Annotated in this window: 17 protein-coding genes; 9 read left to right on the top strand and 8 right to left on the bottom strand. The window is 66.6% G+C overall.

Features of this window, described 5'->3' with window-relative positions; all coding sequences use genetic code 11:
• Positions 1–2 precede the first annotated feature (2 nt).
• From B9N43_RS13655 to B9N43_RS13625, 7 genes are all read right to left on the bottom strand, one after another.
• Positions 3–308, bottom strand: a complete 306-nt coding sequence (locus B9N43_RS13655) for a hypothetical protein (protein WP_145842739.1) — start codon at positions 306–308, stop codon at positions 3–5.
• Entirely contained in the window at positions 295–594 is a 300-nt protein-coding gene (locus B9N43_RS13650; RefSeq protein ID WP_145842738.1) for a hypothetical protein, read from the bottom strand. The genes B9N43_RS13655 and B9N43_RS13650 overlap by 14 nt, the downstream gene beginning before the upstream one ends.
• Entirely contained in the window at positions 591–1,502 is a 912-nt protein-coding gene (locus B9N43_RS13645; RefSeq protein WP_145842737.1) for a hypothetical protein, read from the bottom strand. The genes B9N43_RS13650 and B9N43_RS13645 overlap by 4 nt, the downstream gene beginning before the upstream one ends.
• Before the next feature lie 21 nt (positions 1,503–1,523).
• Entirely contained in the window at positions 1,524–1,853 is a 330-nt protein-coding gene (locus B9N43_RS13640) for a hypothetical protein (RefSeq protein WP_222428740.1), read from the bottom strand.
• A 13-nt stretch (positions 1,854–1,866) separates the two neighbouring features.
• The gene (locus B9N43_RS13635) at positions 1,867–2,175 is read right to left on the bottom strand and encodes a hypothetical protein (protein ID WP_145842735.1); all 309 of its coding nucleotides are present in this window, start codon (positions 2,173–2,175) and stop codon (positions 1,867–1,869) included.
• 73 nt (positions 2,176–2,248) lie between these two features.
• Positions 2,249–2,836, bottom strand: a complete 588-nt coding sequence (locus B9N43_RS13630; RefSeq protein ID WP_145842734.1) for a hypothetical protein — start codon at positions 2,834–2,836, stop codon at positions 2,249–2,251.
• A gap of 11 nt (positions 2,837–2,847) precedes the next feature.
• Complete coding sequence (locus tag B9N43_RS13625; RefSeq protein ID WP_186453829.1) at positions 2,848–4,410, bottom strand: DUF4384 domain-containing protein; 1,563 nt, start codon at positions 4,408–4,410, stop codon at positions 2,848–2,850.
• A 153-nt stretch (positions 4,411–4,563) separates the two neighbouring features.
• Between B9N43_RS13625 and B9N43_RS13620 the strand changes: the two genes are divergently transcribed.
• The 5 genes from B9N43_RS13620 to B9N43_RS13605 all read left to right on the top strand — a co-directional run bounded on the left by B9N43_RS13620 (position 4,564) and on the right by B9N43_RS13605 (position 9,406).
• Positions 4,564–5,238 carry a hypothetical protein gene (locus tag B9N43_RS13620; protein WP_145842731.1) on the top strand — a complete coding sequence of 225 codons (675 nt, stop codon included), beginning with the start codon at positions 4,564–4,566 and terminating at the stop codon, positions 5,236–5,238.
• A gap of 79 nt (positions 5,239–5,317) precedes the next feature.
• Positions 5,318–6,325, top strand: a complete 1,008-nt coding sequence (locus B9N43_RS13615; RefSeq protein ID WP_145842730.1) for an autotransporter outer membrane beta-barrel domain-containing protein — start codon at positions 5,318–5,320, stop codon at positions 6,323–6,325.
• A complete protein-coding gene (locus B9N43_RS17230) occupies positions 6,325–7,164 on the top strand; it encodes an alpha/beta hydrolase (protein WP_186453828.1) in 840 nt (279 codons plus the stop codon). Before B9N43_RS13615 ends, B9N43_RS17230 begins: the two co-directional genes overlap by 1 nt.
• Positions 7,161–8,258 carry a caspase domain-containing protein gene (locus B9N43_RS13610; RefSeq protein ID WP_186453827.1) on the top strand — a complete coding sequence of 366 codons (1,098 nt, stop codon included), beginning with the start codon at positions 7,161–7,163 and terminating at the stop codon, positions 8,256–8,258. The genes B9N43_RS17230 and B9N43_RS13610 overlap by 4 nt, the downstream gene beginning before the upstream one ends.
• Positions 8,255–9,406, top strand: coding sequence for a MalY/PatB family protein (locus tag B9N43_RS13605; RefSeq protein WP_145842728.1), 1,152 nt, complete (start codon positions 8,255–8,257; stop codon positions 9,404–9,406). Before B9N43_RS13610 ends, B9N43_RS13605 begins: the two co-directional genes overlap by 4 nt.
• Positions 9,407–9,563: 157 nt before the next feature.
• On the opposite strand, the gene B9N43_RS13600 is transcribed toward B9N43_RS13605, so the two are convergent.
• Positions 9,564–10,172, bottom strand: coding sequence for a 5-formyltetrahydrofolate cyclo-ligase (locus B9N43_RS13600; protein WP_145842727.1), 609 nt, complete (start codon positions 10,170–10,172; stop codon positions 9,564–9,566).
• 24 nt (positions 10,173–10,196) lie between these two features.
• Between B9N43_RS13600 and B9N43_RS13595 the strand changes: the two genes are divergently transcribed.
• The 4 genes from B9N43_RS13595 to B9N43_RS13580 all read left to right on the top strand — a co-directional run bounded on the left by B9N43_RS13595 (position 10,197) and on the right by B9N43_RS13580 (position 16,098).
• Entirely contained in the window at positions 10,197–12,188 is a 1,992-nt protein-coding gene (locus B9N43_RS13595) for a lytic transglycosylase domain-containing protein (protein WP_145842726.1), read from the top strand.
• A gap of 21 nt (positions 12,189–12,209) precedes the next feature.
• Positions 12,210–13,145: a complex I NDUFA9 subunit family protein gene (locus tag B9N43_RS13590; RefSeq protein WP_145842725.1), complete on the top strand. Its 936-nt coding sequence runs from the start codon at positions 12,210–12,212 to the stop codon at positions 13,143–13,145.
• Positions 13,142–14,395 (top strand): multifunctional CCA addition/repair protein, encoded by a 1,254-nt coding sequence (locus tag B9N43_RS13585; protein WP_145842724.1) that lies wholly within the window; start codon positions 13,142–13,144, stop codon positions 14,393–14,395. Before B9N43_RS13590 ends, B9N43_RS13585 begins: the two co-directional genes overlap by 4 nt.
• A gap of 68 nt (positions 14,396–14,463) precedes the next feature.
• Positions 14,464–16,098, top strand: coding sequence for a methyl-accepting chemotaxis protein (locus tag B9N43_RS13580; protein ID WP_145842723.1), 1,635 nt, complete (start codon positions 14,464–14,466; stop codon positions 16,096–16,098).
• The last annotated feature ends 185 nt before the right edge of the window (positions 16,099–16,283 follow it).

Below are 16,283 nucleotides of genomic sequence, written 5' to 3'. Positions count from 1 at the left end.
TCTCACTTGCAAACGTTGATGACTTCTTTGGTGGTGACGACGATTTCCTTCGGCGCCTTCTCGCCCGGTTTTGCCGTGCCGACGTTGACGTTGCAGGTGTTGTTGCGGCGGCTGCCGATGTTCACCACCTGCTTTTGCAGGGCTGGGTCGTTTTGCGAATTGCCGCCCTTTTGCCAGGCCTTGGCCATCGCATTGTTCACCTTGGTCTGGGATCTGGAGTCCAGCCCCTGCGTCGCCCAGGCCGCAGTCGCGACTGCGCACAGCGTCAGGGAAAGGGTGATGCCGGTTGCGAACTTATTTGCATTCATCGCTGACGATTCCTCCAATGTTGGTACAAGCCTTCTTGTCGCGTCCGCCCACCACCGTGGTGACGTTGGCGGCATTGACGCTGATTCTGGTGTTGCCCTTCTTGCTGCCCTGGATCACACCAATCCGATTCTTGGCGACGTTGTTCTCGCCGGTCGCCACCGCCACGGTGTTCTGCGTGGATACGTTGATCTCGGTATTGCCCTGGATCTTGGTCCGCTGGCTGACCTGGGCCGCGGCTCCGGTGACGAGCAAGACCAGCGTCATCAGCGCGAGGATTTTTTTCACAACAACTCTCCCTTCAATACGTTCAGCGGCAATTCGGTGGGCGGCTTGCCTTTACGGAAGGCGTCGCGCATGGCGTCCAGTTCCGCCTCGCTCACGCCCAGTTTCCGGGCGCTGAACGATGCCTGGTCCGGCGTGAACATCAGGTATGCCTGCATCTCATTGACCAGCAGCTCGTCCCCGTAAGTCGAATAGCCGTAGTTGGCGAGGAATTTCTTGAAGGCCTCGCGCTGGTTGTCGCTCAGCGACTCGCTCCAGAAACGCTGGCAATAAGCCTTGTAATAAGGATTGGTGTAGTACTCCCCGTGCGCCATCTCATGCAGCAGGATCGCATACCGGGCCGCGAGGGTGATCCGCGGCTCGTCCGCCTTGCGTTCCTGCGGCTGGGGAATCGACAGGATCACCACATTCGGTTGCAGCGCTTGATAGAAGCCGCGCCAACTGCGGATCATGCCCTGCTCCAGCAGAAAGTCGCGAATCCGGATTTCCTCGGGATTGAGCGCCACCTTGTCCCGATCGGACATGTTGAAGAACTGCACGAACTCCGACACCATGATGTCATGGCCGAAGGCGAAATCCGCCTGGGTCCGGCGTGCCGCCTTGATGTACTTGGTCAATTCCTCCGTGGTCAGGGGGCGCGGATACGGCTCGCTGGTCTGTTGCTCGGTGAGCTGCATGACGCGGTTGAAGCTCAGCCCCTGCAGCGTCAGGCCGGGAAAGTCGAAGATGAACACATTCGGGTTGCCGCTGTAGCGCCAGACCGTGGTCGCATCCGAACGGGAGTGGAGGATGGAGCGGAAATCCCCATTCACCACGTCGAACGCCCAAGCCGGACCGGCCAGCCACAACGCGGTTCCAACCCATCCCACCAGCGCGAAGCGCAATAGATTTTTTACGACCGAGGCGAACATCGCGCCACTCCCTCCAGGCAACTATCTGTCGAAATACCGCAGGCGATAGGCATTCGCCCGGCCCACATGGCTGCGCGCCCGCAATTGACGCTCAGTCACGTCATCCGAGACGCCCGTCATCGGCACCACCACCAGAGGTGCCGCCGCTCCCCCACGGCCATAGCGATACCAGGCGCGGCTACGGTTCATCAAATAACCGGCCTGCGAGTCCGCCACGGGTGGAACCACGACGATCGAAGGCATCCCGCGCCTGCCGACCGTCAATCCCTGTCCGTATCCCGCGACGTCGTACTCGATGACGACCGTGGCGCCCGCGGGAGCCGCCGCCAGGCCCGCCAGCAAGGCATACATCAAGGACGACGCCTTATTTCTCGGAGACGCTGACATTGCCGCCCTTGCTCCTCCGAATCAAATAGGTCTTGCCGCTTTTCCGGGACGTGTAGGAGGTCTTGCCCTTGGGCACCTTCTCGCCATCGATGAACACCTCGCCATTGATGACCGCGACGCCCTCCATCTCGACATCCGGCCCCAGGCTGCCCGATTGCGCGTCGTTGCCGGCATTGGAACCGCCTCCGGTCTGGACCTTGACGCCGTAGGCGGAAACATCGACGGCAACCTGAGCCGATGCCATCCCCGCCGTCAGCATCAAAACCACCATTGCGCCGAATTTCATCGCCCCTCCTCATGCATCCATAGCCAATATAACGCTTAGTTACAGAATGGGGTTGACACCATCATCACTTTTATCAGCGGCAACGGGCTTTGATCGATTTACCGTCCCGGATGATGTAGATCAGACCGCCCGATCGCGCATCATCGCCAATCCGGCCGGCCACGTTGTCGGTACTCGGGCACAACACCAGCGGAATTCCATCGGGCCCCACCTTGTCCGTCGCCGACTGGCCATGCTCGCGATATGCCCGGGCCTTGAGTCGGCTCTCTTGCGCGCGCTCATGGGCCGAAGCGTCATCGCCGCCCGCGCCGGGCATGATGATCGCGGGTAGGCCATGCCCATCCTCCGACTGCCGCAACTGCTTCGCCCGCAAGCGATTTTCCGCGGCCCGGGACGATTCCACGCCGCCGCGGGGCGACAACATCCCCTCCTCCTCTTCCTCGGGCACCAGAATGATGGACGTTCCGGCGTCCGGCGACTGGTTCTTGCGATAGCCTCTCGCCCGATCCCGCTGTTCGCCGGCTGTCGCGGCGCTCACCGCGCCGCCGTCCTGCGACGGCGACAGGATGATTTCACCCGCCACCGCCGCACTCGCGCCGCCGATGGCGACGGCGGCACTGGCGCCGCACAGGAGGGCAAACCGCTGCAGGGGACGACGCATGGACGCTCGCCTCAGGGCGTTACCGTGATATCGATGAAGCTCGTCACAGCCGCCGGATTGCTCTGCTTGAACTGACTGACCACCTCGTCCAGGGAACGCACCGGCAGCGGCGTCAGGTCACGGGCACCCCTCAGGGAGGAAGGCACCACCAGCTCCCGGTCGGCGCCGATGCAGGCCACCCGCTCCCGTCCGGCCCGGTCGAACCTGATCTTGAAACCGCCGGAAGGCAAGCGGGTGATCGCACCCGCATTCACACTCGCATCGGGGTGGAACTGGTTCGGGAAGATGCGGGCCGTATTGCGCGTCGCATCCTCGTAATAGCAGTACGCCGTACCGTGACCGTTCAAAGACAACACCATGTTCAGGTATTCCCCGACCCGATAGGCGGGCCGAGCGCCGCGGTCGCTTTCGAAGCTCATCCGGAACGGTACCGACGCGCTCGCGAACTGCGATTGGACAGCGCCGGCGACGGCCGGCGGCGGCGCCTTCACGGCGGAAGAGACGCCGGGAATGGAGGCCGCCTGCGGCGCCGTGGGCGGCACGGCGGCGAGCACGTTCTGGGTGTCGTCGAGCAGGCTGGCGTAGAGATCGAAATTGATCGCGCCATCGGCCACCAGACCGGCCTGGGCCTGGTATTCCGCAACGGTATTGCGCAAGCCCTCATTGACGAATCCGTCCAGCGGACCACCGTAGCGGTTCATCCCGGCCAGCTTGCGCTGGATGAACAGGACGCGGTCCTTGTCCTTGGCCGTGTCATACCACTCGCGGGCCTGCTCCCGAATCAGGGGATTGGTGATCGAGGTGTCCAGGCAGCGCCAGTAGGGCACCTGGGTGAATTTTCCCATGGTCTCGATCAAGCCGAGTTCGATCAGGGTGCGCGTTGCGGCGCCGACCCCTTCGGAACGGCTCAGGTCCACGTTGAAACTCAGGCCCAGCTTGCCCAACCGGCCGCCACCCTCGCCGGCACGGCCGCCCTTGACCAGCACCATGGTATTGGAGGTGCTGGTGATGGGCAGGATCTTGCGGGTCGCCGCGTCGCCGACGCTCATGTCCATGCTGATCACATCGTAGGACTCGTCCTTCGAATAGCCGAAATCGAGGAAAGGCAGCGAAATGCCCGCGCCCTTGTTCTTGCGCACCGAGTTGTCGTCCATCTGCGTGATCGAGCCGCGGACGTAGTAGTCGGGCAGCTTGCGCGCCATGTCGCCCTTGGCGGCGAACAGATTGGCCAGGTCGTCACCGCCGGCATGGAAGTCGATGAACTCCAGGGCGTTGCTCTTGGTCGTCATCTTGGCGATCGCCGTGATCACCATTTCCTTGGTGCCGGTCCGCACCTTGCCGGTCTCATCCGGAATGCCGGCCGAGGTGATGACGATCCCCTGCTTGCCGAAGGCGAGGAAAAGATCGTCCATGCAGCGCAGTGCCTGAGAAAAGTTGGTCACCGTCTTGATGGCCGGCGTCTTGGGCGAGGCCGAGGCGGCCGCCTCGGCTCCGACATCGCCGCCGTAGGCAATGCTCGCCGGCAAGAACGGGGCCGCAAGCAGGAAGCCATAAAATGTTTTCTTGCTGGACATTGCAGAACCTCTCAACGAGAAAAACCGCCGACCGCTGTTGAAGACAATCCAAGCGCGCAGAATATGCGTCGCAAGCTCATTCAGGTTGCGTATCGCGGAATTCATTAACCATTAATCTACCGGTATATTAATCATGAATCAACTATGGAAACCATGATGAAGATTAAACTCCGATGGAATTCCTGCGTCCGCCGCTGGCTTGCAGCCTGCATCCTCGCCGGCGGCGCGTTCCCGGCATTGGCGGTCGAGGCCGGTACCCTGATCACCGCCCTGGAAGGTTCCGCCAGCCGGGGCTCGGCGAACGGCCCGCAGACGCTGCAATCCTTCGTTCGGCTCAAGGAAGGGGATCTGGTGGCGCTGGAGCGGGGGGCCCGGCTGAAGCTGGTGTATCTCGCCAATGGCCGTCAGGAAAACTGGGAAGGAAACGGCCGCCTGGAAATCGGCGCGACGGAGAGCAAGTCCTGGGGCCTCAAGGAGCCACGGGTCGCGCAACTGCCCGCCGTCCTGGTGGCCCAGATCGCCAAGACCCCCACCATCGACAGCCAAGGACGCGCAGGCATGACGCGGCTGAGGGCCATTGCCTCCGCAGACGCGGTTGCCAGGATCGAGAAGACCTACCGCCGGTTGCGGGCCGAAGCCGAACAGGACGACCTCAACCCGGAGATGTACCTGCTCTCCGGAATGCTCGAAATCCGCGCGCTGGATCGGGTCGAGCAAGCCATCGAAGACTTGCGCGCCAGCAGGCCGGCGGACCCCCAGGCCAAGCTGCTTGTTGCGCTTTACCAACACTCGCTGCGCAATGCGAAGGAAATATCTTCACGCCCATGACGGAAGCGTGTCTAATCCGCCCCGGTCAAGATGATTTCGTCGCCGATTCTTTGCTTAACCACTAACAGGAGATGCACTAATGAAAGCCATTCGCAACCTCGCCCTTCCCGCCGCACTGATGATGCTGGGCGGTTCCGCTTTTGCTTCCGCTCCCTACTGCCTGCTGAATTATTGCGGCTACGGCAGCAGCACCGCCAACCCCGGCGTGAACAATGCCTTGATCCAGGGCACCAGCATCCAGACCATGGTCACCATTTCCAACGCGGTGACCTCCCGCATGACCTTCACCGGCGGACCGCGCCCCACCGCATCGCTTCAGCGCACCAGCATGGCCGCGGGCAGCGCCGGTCAGGGCTACAACGTGTGGGGCAACTTCGGTGCCTCGTCCCAGGAAGACACCCGCAGCGGCCAGCAGTCCAAGGTCGACACCGACAACACCGTGATCGGTTTCGACTATGCGATGACCCCCAATCTGGTGCTCGGCGTGACCGGTTCCTACGATGACGCCGACGGCAACATTCGCGGCGCCGGCGCCAAGCTCGACAACAAGGGCTATTCCGTGGCCCCCTATCTCGGCTGGCAGATCACCCAGAACCTGGCCCTGGACGCTTCCGCGGGCTGGGGCGAGGGCAAGTTCAAGATCGGCTCCGGCTCCGCGGACTCCGACCGCACCTTCGCCGGCGTCAACTTGAGCTACACCCAGTGGATGGGCAACTGGCAGATCGTCGGCAAGGGCGGCTACCTGTATGCCGAGGAAAAGTACAAGAACTCCAAGAATGCCGGCGTCACCGTCCCCGGCAGCGGCTTCACCAACAAGCTCGACCAGATCCGAGTCGGCGTGCAGGGCGCCTACTGGATGGGCAACGGCGTGCAGCCCTACGTCGGCGTGACCTACGTCAGCGACCAGGATCAGTCGCCCAAGCCCGCCGCCGGCAAGAAGTTCGAGAAGGACGGCTGGGTCGGCGTGATCGGCGTCAACTTCTTCAATGCCAGCAACACCATCTACGGCGGCCTCTCGTACAGCAACGAGTCGCGCGACGACATGAAGAACGACACCTGGACGGCCAGCATCAACTTCCGCTTCTGATGCCTCCATCCGGATCCGCCGGAATCAAGGCCGCGCTTCTGAGCGCGGCCTTTTTGCTTCTGGTCCAGGGTTGCGGCGGTGGAGCGGCCTTGCGCCAGGCCGCCATGAACGACGCCAGGAGCCAGGGCTTCGAACCGCAGCAGCTGCGCTACGCGAACTTCCCGCTGCTCGCCCTGGTTCGCCAGCGGGCCGCAACACCGAAAGGCGCACTGTCGGTCTACATCGAGGGCGACGGCGCGCCCTGGCCCTCGTCCGCCCTGCCGCCGCGCGACCCGACACCGACCCAGGCCACGGTTCTGACGATGGCGCAGGCCGATCGCGCGGCGGCGGTGGCCTACCTCGGACGACCCTGCCAATACCTGGATGCGTCCGACCTCGCGCGCTGCGATCCGGCCTACTGGGACGAGGCGCGCTTTGCGCCGGAGGTCATCGCTGAATACGAATACGCCCTGGATCAGCTCAAGGCCGGGACCGGCGCCGGCACGCTGCGCCTGACCGGATATTCCGGCGGCGGCGTGATCGCCGCCCTGCTGGCCGCGCGGCGGCCGGATGTGGAACAATGGACCACGGTCGGCGCCCCCCTGGACCTTGCCGGATGGACCGCGGCCCAGGGCATCTCCCCCTTGACCCGCTCCCTGGACCCCGCGCAATTGCCGCCGGACGCCGGGCCGCCGCCGGGCAGGCACTGGGTCGGCAAGCTCGATCGCATCGTGCCGGCAGCGGTCGTGCGGAACTTCACCCGTCGGCATGGCGGCACGCTGACGGTCGTGCCGGACTTCGACCACGTCTGCTGCTGGGCCGAACACTGGCCGCGCTTATTGGAGGAGCAAACCAAATGATTGGCAGGAAATTCCTGGTTCTGGCCGCCTTCGTCGCGGCGGCCGCGGCCCATGCGCAAATGCCCATGCGCCCCCCCGCCTTCATCGGCGGCATCCCCGGCCTCGCCCAGATGCAGGCGATGTTCAACCAGCGCCACCAAAGCCGGACCGCGCTGTACCGCGAGGCCCTCGAAGAACTGCGCAAAAACCCGCAGGCGGCCGACGTGGCCGAATGCCCCGCCGGTCCCCGTCCCGCCGGCCTGGTATGCCTCCAGCGCCCCCCGGAGCAAAGCGCCGCCGCCTCGCCGGTGGCTGCGCAAATGCCGGCCCCGGCCCCGGCAGCGGCGGCCGGCGCGGCGCAGCCGGCGCCCGCGGTGCCGCGCGTTCCGCCCGACAGACCGGCGCGGCGCCTGGCGCTGCTGGTCGGCAACAACACCTACCAGACGCCCATCCCGCCGCTGGAGACGCCGGTGGCGGACGTCGACGAGGTCGCCCGCGTGCTGCGCGCGCGCCTGGGCTTCGAAGTGCGGGTGCTGCACAACGCCGGCAAGCCGCAGATCATCGAAGCCATCAACGACATCGCCCGCGAGGTCGGCCCCGAGGACAGCGTGCTGCTGCTGTATGCCGGTCACGGCTACCTGATGGACGACACCCGGATGGGGTTCTGGATTCCGATCGACGGGTCCGTCAAGTCCCCCGCCAACTGGATCTCGAACACCGACATCTCCAAGCTGCTGAAAGCCATTCCCGCCCGGCAGGTGATCCTGATTTCCGACAGCTGCTTCTCGGGCTCGCTGACCAAGGAGCAGAAACCGGCGACGCGCTCCGGCAAGCTCGATCCGGCGCAGATTCGCAAGCAGCGCTCGGTGCTGGCCTTCTCCTCGGGTGACGAGGAGCCGGTATCGGACGAAGGCAAGGATGGCCACTCCATCTTCGCCTACAACCTGATCAAGACCCTGGAGACCACGCAAGGGGTGTCCACCGGCTACGATATCTACCGCATCGTCCATGACGGCGTCACCAAGGACTACCCCCAGCAACCCCAATATGGCGTCGTCGTCTCCGCCGGCCACGTCGCCGGGGGAGAGTTCCTGTTCGAAACGGCCCGGCCTTGAACGCCTCGCCATTCGACTTCGACGCACCGCCCGACCGGCGCCAGGGCGACTCCCTCAAATGGGGCCGCTATGCCGATCGGGATGTCCTTCCCATGTGGGTGGCCGACATGGACTTCGCCGCGCCGCCGCCGGTGCTGGCGGCGCTGCACGCGCGGATCGATCACGGTGTGCTGGGCTACGGCCAGCCCTGGCCGTCACTGACCCAGGCGGTGCTGACACACCTGCAGCGGCAGTATGACTGGAACGTCGAGCCGGACTGGCTGGTCTGGCTGCCCGGTCTCGTCTCCGGCCTCAACGTCGCCTGCCGCGCGGTCGGCGCCGAAAACGACGGCGTGTTCACCGCCACCCCGATCTACCCGCCGTTCCTCAGCGCGCCGCGCCATTCGGGGCGGCGTCCGGTCACCGCGCCGCTGACGCTCGACGAGGGCGTCTGGTGCTGGGATTTCGCGGCCGCCGAGGCGGTATTGCGGCACGAGCCGGCCCGCCTGCTGCTGCTTTGCCATCCCCACAATCCGGTGGGACGCGCCTGGCGCGACGAGGAGCTACGACAGGTCGCCCAACTGGCGGAACGGCATGACCTGATCGTCTGCTCCGACGAGATCCACTGCGACCTGATCCTCGACCCCGGCCGCCGCCACCGTCCGTTCGCGACGCTGGGTCCGGCCCTGGCGGAACGCACCATCACCCTGATGGCGCCCTCCAAGACCTTCAACATCCCCGGCCTGGGCTGCGCCTTCGCCGTGATTCCGGGCGCCCGGCTGCGGCGCTCGTTCCACGCGGCGATGCAAGGCATCGTGCCCCACGTCAACACGCTCGGCCTGGTCGGCTGCGAAGCGGCCCTGCGCCATGGCGGTCCCTGGCGCACGGCCCTGCTCGACTACCTGCGGGGCAACGCGGCGCGGGTCGCCGCCGCCGTCGCGAACATGCCCGGCCTGGCCATGACGCCGGTGGAAGCCACCTACCTAGCGTGGATCGACTGCCGCGCGGCGGGCATCGCCCAGCCCGGGCAGTTCTTCGAAGCCGCCGGAGTGGGGCTTTCGGACGGCGCCGAATTCGGCGCGCCGGGCTTCGTGCGCATGAATTTCGGCTGTTCGCGCGCCACCCTGGACGCCGCCCTTGCGCGCATGGCGCACGCCCTGCGGGTTTGACCGAGAACCGCACTGCAAGCCACGGAGGACGCAGAGATCACAGAGAAAATCATGGATTTGTCAACGCTGGATCGCGCACCCGCAAGGCGGTGTGGCAATTCACGGCACATCCGCTCCAACTCTGTGGCCTCTGTGCCCTCTGTGGCCAACCAGGGTTTCAAGGTTCAAGCCTGTTCAGACCAGGGCCGCCGATGCCCGCTTCGGTAACGCATAGATCGAGCGGTACGTCGTGCGGCTCCGGCCGGATGCTGTCCACCCGCCCCAATTCGTAGCCGACGCCGATGGTCCAGGGTCGCGGCCGCAGCGCCGCCAGGGTGCGGTCGAAATAGCCGCCGCCGTAGCCCAGGCGATAACCCTGGCGATCGAAGGCCACCAGGGGCAGCAGGATCACGTCCGGCCGGCACGGCTCGCCGTCGGCGGGAATCGGAATGCCATGCCGATCCGTGCCCATCGCCGCGCCCGGAACCCAGGCGCGGAACACCATCGGCGACGCGGACTGCTCCACCACCGGCAGGCAGGCGCGCCAGCCTTGCGCCAGCAGACGCGCCATCAGCGGCCGGGCATCGAACTCGGAACGCACCGGCCAGCAGAACGCGATCAAGCCCGGCGCGCGCGCGCCGAGCAACTCGAACAGGCGGGACTCGATCGCGGCATCGGCCCGCGCCCGCGCCTCCGCCGCCATGCCGTCCCGCGAGGCGATGCGCTCCCGGCGCAGACGAGCCCGAAATGAGACGTTTTGCGATGAATTTTCAGAGCGGATGACCATGGGTCCGTATGCTAGATTTCGTCCATGACTCGACACTATACGTTGCCGCGAACCTGGCGCCCGATGCACCCGATACGCTTGGCGCGCCTGCTGTTGCTGCCCCTGTTCCTGCTTCCCCTCGCCGCCGCGGCCCACGAAAGCGACGAGCGCTTTCTGGCGGCCCGGGAAGCGTTCCGCGTCGGCGACCTGGCCCATCTGGAACGCGCCGCCGACGCCCTGCAAGGCCAGGAGCTGGCGCCCTGGGCCGAATACTGGCGCCTCAAGCTGCGGCTCGATAACGACAGCGACGGCAACGATGACGGCGCCGTCGCCGATTTCCTGCAGCAGCAGGCCGGCACCTACTTGGCCGAGCGCCTGCGCGGCGACTGGCTCAAGCAGTTGGGCAAGAAGCGGCGCTGGGATCGTTTCGAACAGGTCTTCCCCCTCCTGCTCCAGGCCGACCAGGAGGTGCAGTGCTACGCCTGGCAGGCCCGGCTGGAAAACGCACGCGACACCACCGCCCTGGACGAAGCCCGCGCGCTCTGGTTCGGCAGCGGCGAACTGGCCGCCGCCTGCGTGCCGCTGATGGATCAGTTGGCGCAAAACCAGCGCCTGTCGATCGACGACGTCTGGCTGCGCATCCGGCGCCAACTGGAAGCCAACCGGCCCAGGGCGGCCCTGGCGGCAGCGCGCTATCTGCCCGCCGGGCAGGCGCCGGGCGCCAAGGCGCTGGAATCGATCGCCAAGAATCCGGCGCGCAGCCTGAAGACGCTGCCCGCCACCTTCGAGCAGACCCGCCTGGGCCGCGAACTGGCCCTGTACGCGGTCACCGCGCTGGGGCGCCAGGAGCCGCGGGAGGCGGCCGAGCAATTGCGCCGCATCGAAAGCCGGCTTGCCGACGCCGAACGTTCCTACGCCTGGGGCCAGCTCGCGCTTCAGGCCGCGCGCCGCCACCAGGCCGAGGCCCTGGACTGGTATCAGCTCGCCCGCGGCGCCGCGCTCTCCGACGAGCAGCAGACCTGGTGGGTGCGGGCCGCGTTGCGGGTGCAGAACTGGGACGCGGTGCGCCAGGCGATCGAGCGCATGCCGCCGGCGCTGGCGGCGCAGCCGGACTGGATCTATTGGCAGGGCCGGGCGCTGGCCGCCCAGGGCAGGAGCGACGCGGCCCGGCTGCTGTACCAGAAGATCGCCGGCCTGGCCAATTTCTACGGCAATCTCGCCGCCGAGGAACTGGGCCAGACCATCATCGTGCCGCCGCGCGCGGCCCCCGCCAGCGGCGAGGAACTGGCGCGCGTCGCCGCCCTGCCGGGGTTGCGCCGGGCGCTCGCCCTGCTGCGGCTCGACCTGCGCGTCGAAGGCGTGCGGGAATGGAACTGGAGCCTGCGCGACATGGACGATCGACAACTGCTGGCGGCGGCCGAGCTGGCGCGCCGCAACAACGTCTACGACCGGGCCATCTACGCCGCCGAGCGCACCCGCAGCCAGCACGACTTCGAACTGCGCTACCTGGCGCCGTTCCGCGAGCAGGTCTCGCCTCAGGCGCGCCTGCTGGCGCTCGACGACGGCTGGGTGTATGGCCTGATGCGCCAGGAAAGCCGCTTCATCACCAGCGCCAGGTCGGGCGTCGGCGCCAAGGGTCTGATGCAGCTGATGCCGGCCACGGCCAAATGGGTGGCGCGCAAAATCGGCCTGAGCGACTACCATCCGAGCAAGGTGGAGGAAACCGAGACCAACGTCAAACTGGGCACCAGCTACCTGAAGATGGTCCTCGACCGTCTCGACAACCAGCCCGTGCTGGCATGCGCCGCCTACAACGCCGGGCCCGGACGGGCTCAGCGCTGGCGCGGCGAGGCGCCCCTGGAAGGGGCGATCTACGCCGAGACCATCCCCTTCAGCGAAACCCGGGACTACGTCAAGAAGGTGATGAGCAATTCGGTCTATTACTCCGCCCTGTTCCAGGACAAGCCCCAGTCCCTCAAGCAGCGCCTGGGAACCGTCCTGCCCCGCAACGGCGCCGGGGGCGACGATCTGCCCTGACGCCGCATTCAGGAGACGGCCATGAAAAACATCCTGATCATCGGCGGTTCCGGCTTCATCGGCGGCTATCTGATCGAACGCCTGACCCAGCGCGGCTACAACCTGCGGGTACCAACCCGCAACCGGGAACGGGCGCGCCACCTGCTGGTGTTCCCGACCCTCGAAATCATCCAGGCGAACGTCCATGATCCTGACCAACTGGTCCGGCTGATGGACGGCCAGGACGCGGTGGTCAATCTGGTGGGCATCCTCCACGGCGGCAACGGCACACCCTACGGGCGCGGCTTCGCCCGCGCCCACGTGGAACTGCCACGGAAAATCGTCGCCGCCGCCGGCCAGGCCGGCGTTGGGCGCCTGCTCCACATCTCGGCGCTGAAGGCGGCGGTCGACGCGCCGTCCGGCTACCTGCGCAGCAAGGCCGCCGCGGAAGCCCTGCTGCGCCAGGCGCCGCTCGCCACCACCCTGTTCCGCCCGTCGGTGGTGTTCGGCGCCGGGGATTCCTTCCTGAACCTGTTCGCCGCCTTGCAGGGCCTGTTGCCGCTGCTGCCGCTGGCCTGCCCCGAGGCCCGTTTCCAGCCCGTCTGGGCCGGCGATGTGGCGGAGGTGATGGCCACCAGCCTGGAACGCGCCGAAAGCCACGGACAAACCTATGAACTGTGCGGACCCCGCGTCTACACCCTGCGCCAACTGGTCGCCTACGCCGGACGACTCAGCGGCCATCCGCGGCCGATCCTGGGCCTGCCCGATTTCATCGCCCGCCTGCAGGGCCGCGTGATGGACTTCGTTCCCGGCGCGCCGATCCGGCTCGACAACATCCGCTCGATGCAGATTCCCAGCGTCTGCGAGGCCGACTGCGGTCTGCCCTTCGGCCTTCGGCAGACGCCGCTGGAAGCCGTCGCCCCGCTGTATCTGGGCAGCAAGGAAGCCGCGCGCGCAAGAGGACCGCTGCATTCATGAAGGCCTATATCGTCGGCGGCGCGGTGCGGGATCAATTGCTGGGGCTGCCGGTGCGGGACCGCGACTGGGTGGTGGTGGGCGCCCGCCCGGAAGACCTGCTGGCCCAGGGTTTCCGCCCGGTGGGCAAGGACTTCCCGGTGTTCCTCCACCCCGAGACCCAGGAGGAATACGCCCTGGCGCGCACCGAACGCAAGACCGCGCCGGGCTACAAGGGTTTCGTCTTCCATGCCGCCCCCGACGTGACCCTGGAGGAGGACCTGGTCCGGCGCGATCTGACCATCAACGCGATCGCCCGCGGCGAGGACGGCACGATCGTCGATCCGCACCACGGCCGCGCCGACCTGGAGGCGCGGGTGCTGCGCCACGTTTCCGCCGCCTTCGCCGAGGACCCGGTGCGCATTCTGCGCGTGGCCCGCTTCGCCGCCCGCTTCGCCGATTTCAGCGTGGCGCCCGAAACCCTGGCCCTGATGAGCGCCATGGTGGCGGCCGACGAAGTCGACGCGCTGGTGCCGGAACGGGTCTGGCAGGAACTGGCGCGGGGATTGATGGAAGCCCGCCCCTCGCGCATGTTCGAGGTGCTGCGGGCCTGCGGCGCGCTGGCCAGGATTCTTCCGGAACTGGACGCCTTGTGGGGCGTGCCCCAGCGTCCGGACTTCCATCCCGAAGTCGATACCGGCGTGCACATGATGCTGGTGGTCGACATGGCCGCCCGGATCGAGGCGCCATTGGCGGCGCGCTTCGCCGCCCTCGGCCACGATCTGGGCAAGGGCGGCACCCCGGCCGCGACGCTGCCCCGCCACAGCGGCCACGAGGCGCGCAGCGTGGCGCTGCTGGGGCCGCTGTGCCAACGCCTGCGGGTGCCGGCGGAATGCCGCGACCTGGCGCTGCTGGTGGCGCGCCATCACGGCGAGATCCACCGTTGCGAGGAACTGCGCGCCAGCACCGTGGTGCGCATCCTGGAACGCTGCGACGCCCTGCGCCGCCCGGAGCGCTTCGAGCAACTGCTGCTCGCCTGCGAGGCCGATTACCGGGGCCGCCAGGGTTTCGCCGAACGCCCCTACCTCCCGGCCCGATGCTGGCGGCAGGCGCTCGCGGCGGTGCGCGCCGTGGATGCCGGCGCGCTGGCCCGCGCCTGTGCCGAGCCAGCGCGGATTCCGCAACGCATCAATGAGGCTCGGGTCGCGACGGTACGACAGCTTGTCCGCAGCGACCAAATTTCGCTGCACCGCACAAAAATATCACCAAAGTAATAGCATTCACACGCATAATGACGCACTGAATCCCATTGCACCGGCCACCATGCCGGAAAGGATCCCGCATGAGAGACAACCAACCGGTAACCAATATCGAGACCATCCTGCCGGACGGCGAATTCATCTATTCCCGGACCGACCTGAAAGGCGTCATCGTCGAGGCCAACGAGGCCTTTGCCGCCATCAGCAACTACAGTCGCGAGGAAATGCTCGGACAGCCGCACAACATGGTGCGCCACCCGGACATGCCCCGGGAAGCGTTCGCCGATCTCTGGGCCGACCTGAAGGCCGGCCGGCCCTGGCGGGGCCTGATCAAGAACCGGCGCAATGACGGCGGTTTCTACTGGGTGGTGGCGAATGCCTCGCCGGTCCGCGAACATGGGCGGGTCGTCGGCTACCAGTCGGTGCGCTCGAGGCCGTCGCGGGACGAGATCGCTGCGGCGGAGGCCGCCTACAAGCGCATCCGCGCCGGCGACCACAGTTTGCGCATCAAACATGGCCGCGTGGTCAAGAACCGGCCCGCCTGGCTGGAGCGGCTGACTTCCTTCCAGGCGCAGTGCATGATCATGGGTGTCTTGAGTGTGCTGTCACCGGCAGCACTCGGGCTCGCGAGCCTGGCGGGAATGCCGGTGCTGGCACCGTTCGCCCAAGTACTGGCGGCCTTTACCGTTCTGTACGCGCTGTATTTCATCCTATGGTTCGTCCCGGCCACCCTGCGCGACCTGAAAACCGTCGCCGACAATCTGGAGCGGGTACTGACCACCGGCAATCTCAAGCAGCGCTTCACCCTGTCGCGCAACGACCTCATCGGCAGCATCGCCCGCCGCGCCGACAAATTCGTTTCCTCGGTGCAGGCCACGGTCCAGGGCATGGCCGACACGGCGGGGCAGGTGGGACGCGCCAGCCGCGAGGTCGGCCAAGGGGTGGACAACGTCAGTCATTCCGCGGCCCGCCAGAGCGAGGCCACCACCTCCGCCGCCGCCGCGGTGGAGCAAATGTCGGTGTCGATCGGCGAAGTCGCCAGCAACGCCCAGTCCACCCAGACCGTGGCCGAACAGGCCGGTCAGGCCTCGGGCAAGGGTGTCGAACTGTCCCAGCAGGCCACCGCGACCATCCTCACGCTGGCGGAAACGGTCAAGAACTCGGCCGGTCAGGTGGAAACCCTGGGTGAGCGGTCGGCGGAAATCAGTCGGATCGCCGGCGTGATCCGCGAGATCGCCGACCAGACCAATCTGCTGGCGCTGAACGCCGCCATCGAGGCCGCCCGGGCCGGCGAGCAGGGCCGCGGCTTCGCCGTGGTCGCCGACGAGGTGCGCAAGCTGGCGGAGCGCACCGGCCAGGCGACCGAGGAAATCAACAGCATGATCGTCGCGATTCAGCACGACACGCAGTGCGCCGTCGACAGCATGCGCTCCGGCGCGGTACAGGTCGAAAACGGCGTGCGGCTGGTGCAGGAAGCGGAAACCACGCTCAGCGACATCAACACGGAGATGGGGCGCACCGCGCAGATGGTGAGCGAAATCAGCCATGCCTCGGCCGAGCAGAACCAGGCAATGACGCTGCTGGCCCAGAACGTGGAGCAGGTCGCCGGCATGACGCAGCAGAACGTCGCGGTGGTGGTGCAGACCGAGGCGCTGGTCCAGTATCTCGACCAGGTCGTGGAACGGATGCGCAAGTCGGTGGATCAATACGTGGTTTGACTGGCTCTCCCCCCTTCGCCCCCCGCCGGGGGGTTCAAGTCGGCTCGCTGCGCTCGGGCGTTTGGGGGAACTTCGTAGTGACACCGATAGGTTGCGGCTGGCGCCGCATGCCGCTTTTCCTTGGGACGGCCCGGCGGAAAAGCTCCATTTTTACGCCAGGTGGGCGCGCAGTTTAGAATTCCCCG

This window comes from Denitratisoma sp. DHT3 (genome assembly GCF_007833355.1).
In the GTDB taxonomy this organism is placed as follows: domain Bacteria; phylum Pseudomonadota; class Gammaproteobacteria; order Burkholderiales; family Rhodocyclaceae; genus Denitratisoma.
This window is presented reverse-complemented; position numbering and strand designations above follow the sequence as displayed.

Bases quoted from the DNA above. Each gene is read 5' to 3' on its own strand.
- B9N43_RS13655 (WP_145842739.1), bottom strand. From the start codon at position 308: ATGAATGCAAATAAGTTCGCAACCGGCATCACCCTTTCCCTGACGCTG.
- B9N43_RS13645 (WP_145842737.1), bottom strand. From the start codon at position 1,502: ATGTTCGCCTCGGTCGTAAAAAATCTATTGCGCTTCGCGCTGGTGGGA.
- B9N43_RS13640 (WP_222428740.1), bottom strand. From the start codon at position 1,853: ATGTATGCCTTGCTGGCGGGCCTGGCGGCGGCTCCCGCGGGCGCCACG.
- B9N43_RS13635 (WP_145842735.1), bottom strand. From the start codon at position 2,175: ATGAAATTCGGCGCAATGGTGGTTTTGATGCTGACGGCGGGGATGGCA.
- B9N43_RS13630 (WP_145842734.1), bottom strand. From the start codon at position 2,836: ATGCGTCGTCCCCTGCAGCGGTTTGCCCTCCTGTGCGGCGCCAGTGCC.
- B9N43_RS13625 (WP_186453829.1), bottom strand. From the start codon at position 4,410: ATGTCCAGCAAGAAAACATTTTATGGCTTCCTGCTTGCGGCCCCGTTC.
- B9N43_RS13620 (WP_145842731.1), top strand. From the start codon at position 4,564: ATGATGAAGATTAAACTCCGATGGAATTCCTGCGTCCGCCGCTGGCTT.
- B9N43_RS13615 (WP_145842730.1), top strand. From the start codon at position 5,318: ATGAAAGCCATTCGCAACCTCGCCCTTCCCGCCGCACTGATGATGCTG.
- B9N43_RS17230 (WP_186453828.1), top strand. From the start codon at position 6,325: ATGCCTCCATCCGGATCCGCCGGAATCAAGGCCGCGCTTCTGAGCGCG.
- B9N43_RS13610 (WP_186453827.1), top strand. From the start codon at position 7,161: ATGATTGGCAGGAAATTCCTGGTTCTGGCCGCCTTCGTCGCGGCGGCC.
- B9N43_RS13600 (WP_145842727.1), bottom strand. From the start codon at position 10,172: ATGGTCATCCGCTCTGAAAATTCATCGCAAAACGTCTCATTTCGGGCT.
- B9N43_RS13595 (WP_145842726.1), top strand. From the start codon at position 10,197: ATGACTCGACACTATACGTTGCCGCGAACCTGGCGCCCGATGCACCCG.
- B9N43_RS13590 (WP_145842725.1), top strand. From the start codon at position 12,210: ATGAAAAACATCCTGATCATCGGCGGTTCCGGCTTCATCGGCGGCTAT.
- B9N43_RS13585 (WP_145842724.1), top strand. From the start codon at position 13,142: ATGAAGGCCTATATCGTCGGCGGCGCGGTGCGGGATCAATTGCTGGGG.
- B9N43_RS13580 (WP_145842723.1), top strand. From the start codon at position 14,464: ATGAGAGACAACCAACCGGTAACCAATATCGAGACCATCCTGCCGGAC.